Genomic DNA, 2,971 nt, shown 5'->3' on the forward strand with positions numbered 1-2,971 from the left:
CGCGGCGGGCCGTCGGCGGGGGCGGCGCGGCGGGCCGTCGGCGGGGGCGGCGCGGCGGGCCGTCGGCGGGGGCGGCGCGGCGGGCCGTCGGCGGGGGCGGCGCGGCGGGCCGTCGGCGGGGCGGCGCGGCGGGTCCGGCCGCCGCACACCCGGAACCGAGCGTGCCCCGATCCCCGGCCGCGGCCGTGCCGCCCATCCCGCCCCGTCCCTTACTCCTTCACTCCAGCCAGGAGACATGGGCAGAGCGGCCGCAACGGGGATGTCAGCACTCCGACCACGGCGAAATCGCGTGGTGACCTGCGCGAACACGAAGACGGTTCGTCGGCTCGCGCAAGAGCAGGCGCAACCCCTGTCGCAACCTCCAGCGCAGCAGCCAGGCGCCAATCCTTGTCGCAACCCCGTGCTCCTGACCGACCGAGACACGCGGGTCACGCGGCCGGCGCCGTGCGATCGCGGCGGCTGAACGCGCGGGTCCATAACCTGGCGAGCCTGAGGTACGGCGGTGCGGGCCTGCTTTTGCTTCGAGGGCGTCGGCTTGTCGGTGTGGCGGTAACTCAGGTGCGGGGCTGCGATCTGCCGGATCTGTTCGACCCTCGCGACCTTCAGCACTGCGAGCACGCGCAGCCCGTCGCCGCGCAGGCTGTTCGACGATCCTGCCGGGTCCTCCTCACGCTTGCCCCCCCATCAGCCCCGTTCCTTCCCCGTCGTCTGTCGCGCGCGGCCGCGTCTGCTTGGTGACGGGCGGTTTTTTCGTCCGGCTCGGTGCCGGGCACCAAAGGGAGGTTCCACAGTGGCGTCCCAAGCCCGTGCCACAGGAGGCCGGGGCGACTTGCCGGGTGCTGGTCGGGATCGTGGTCGGGGCGGGCGTCCTGGGCGCCTGCCGGTGGCCGGTGCGTGGTCATCGTGGTGGCTCCTTCGCTTCGGGCCGCCCTGGTGGGCGGGGACGCGAGGGAGCAGCGTGCAGGGGGGTCCCCCTTGACCGCAGTCCGACGGCGGCCGGTAGCGAGCGGGGGCAAGGGGCGACGACACGGTGGTCGGCCTGGCCATGGGGGGGGTGGTCGGGCTCGTGGTCGGGCCCGACCACGGCGGACAAAGGGGCGTGATCATCCCTTGATTGATGACATCGCTTGCCGGTGGTGCTCTGAAGTGCAGCGACAGCGCTGGGTGGCGAAAGCGATCATGTTGTCATGGTCTGGGGTCTGAGGCAGATGGTCCGTGACGAGGAGTACGTGGCGAGGGTCCGCAGGCGCCGCCCCAGGGCTCTGCTCCTCCTGGGCGGAGGGATGGTTGTCCCGGTCGGCGTCGACGACGCGGTCACGCCGGGCACGCGAGGCGCCGGTGACCCGTACGCCGAAACGCGCGCGGTCGCCCAGGACGTCGGGTCCGGGGCTGGAGGTGGAGTTCGGCCCAGTCGGCGCCTGAGAGGTAGGTGGCTGTGTCGGGCTTGGTCCAGCTGGTCGGCGCGAGGAGCTTTTCCGCGGCCGGGTTGGTGACCTCGGTTGGTGGCCTCGGTTGGTGGCCTCGGTTGGTGACCTCGGTTGGTGACCTCGGCCCAGGTGGAGAGCTGCCGGACGTGGCCCCGCGGCCGTACTGCGGCCGCCGCAGCCGGTCCGGCTCCGGCCGGCGTTCCACCGGGGCGTGCGGCGGCTCGGTTCGTGCTGGCCGGTGGCGGCGGGTCCGCGGATGCTGCGCAGAGGGCTTATCCCGGATCATGTGCGGGGCCGGATCGCGGGTGCTGCGCGGGTGACGGTGCCGAGGTGGATGTGTCTGCCGGCGGCGGAAAGCCGTCGGGCGCCGCTTCGGCCGGGATCTCGTGACAGACGCGGGAGGGGGTGCCCCGGGCCCGTGGCCCCCCCCTCGCACACATCCAGCGGCCGGCGGGCCGGGCTTACTTGTGGATGCGCGTCACGTTGTGGCTGTTGACGTTGACCTCGTTGTGGATGTCCCCGGTGTGGAAGTCGATGAGCCCGCACAGCAGGCAGCCCGGGTTGTCGGCCGGGGGAACCGGGGCTTGGGACACGGTGACGGTGGTGGTGTCACTCGAGGCGCCGCAGCTGTCATCGCCGTTGTAGGCGGCGGTGATGGTGTGTGTTCCGGTGGTCGTGAAACCGGTGGTCAGCGAGGAGTGTCCGTCGGCGGAGACGGGTGCCGTCGCGAGGAGGTCCGGGCCGTCGAAGAACGACACGCCGAGGCCGCTGCTCGGGTCCGAGCTGCAGGTCACTGTCGCGGTGAGGGTCACCAGTTGCCCGGTCGTCGCCGAGGAGGGCGTGGCCTGGACCGCGGTCGACGACGGATCGGCGGCGGCAGCCGACGGAGCGAGGAACAGCACTGTGGCCGCTGCCGCCGAGGCGACCATGGCTCCGGCTTTGCGCGCACGACGGGCTTTCACTGAGGGGGCCTCCTCGGTCCGATGGTGAGGCGGGGGTTCGCCGTAACCGTTCGGTGCGTGACCTTAGGCCGCTTCCGGTGGCATGTGCGGGAGGCGCGGGTCCCGGCGGCCCGCCTGAGTCATCGGCTCGCTCGAATGGGCTGGAGCGGGCCGGTGGCGCGGAGCAGGCGCGGGCCGCTGTCGCCGATGCCGTGGTACCGGCTAGATCGCGGGAGGAGCGACCCGCTGGTAGGCGAGCGCATTGCTGGTGCCGCCCGACGTCGTGACGCTCACCGGCACCGGACCCGCCGGACCCGCCGGGGCGATCGCGATCGCTGTCGTGTCCGACACCACGGTGAAGGCCGCCGGTGCGGTGCCGAAGTGGACCGCGAGGGTCGTGGTCAGCCCGGTGCCCGTCAGGGTCACGGCGGCGCCCGCGCCCGTCGGCCCCTGCGCGGGCGACAGCGCGGTGAGCGCCGGCGCTGCCAGGTAGGTGTAGATGACGGAGTTGCTGGTGCCGCCGGGACCGGTGACGGTGCACGCGACGGATCCGCTGCCGGGCGGGGTCACCGCGGTGATCTGGGTGGCGGAGTCGACGGTGCA

The 2,971-nt window shown here is 73.1% G+C and carries 3 protein-coding genes and 1 pseudogene; all 4 read right to left on the reverse strand.

The genetic code is table 11. From position 1 onward, the window contains the following. A partial coding sequence (locus ACIGA3_RS10000) for a hypothetical protein (protein ID WP_399712561.1) occupies positions 1 to 196 on the reverse strand: 196 nt, incomplete at its 3' end. 1,084 nt (positions 197 to 1,280) lie between these two features. Beyond that, positions 1,281 to 1,615, reverse strand: a pseudogene (locus tag ACIGA3_RS10005) (hypothetical protein); the annotation flags it as partial. A 273-nt stretch (positions 1,616 to 1,888) separates the two neighbouring features. Beyond that, a complete protein-coding gene (locus ACIGA3_RS10010; protein WP_399712564.1) occupies positions 1,889 to 2,389 on the reverse strand; it encodes an Ig-like domain-containing protein in 501 nt (166 codons plus the stop codon). A 201-nt stretch (positions 2,390 to 2,590) separates the two neighbouring features. After that, positions 2,591 to 2,971: IPT/TIG domain-containing protein (locus ACIGA3_RS10015; RefSeq protein WP_399712567.1), on the reverse strand; the 381-nt coding region annotated here is incomplete at its 5' end.

The organism is Streptomyces sp. NPDC085596, from assembly GCF_044541565.1.
Taxonomy (GTDB): domain Bacteria; phylum Actinomycetota; class Actinomycetes; order Streptomycetales; family Streptomycetaceae; genus Streptomyces.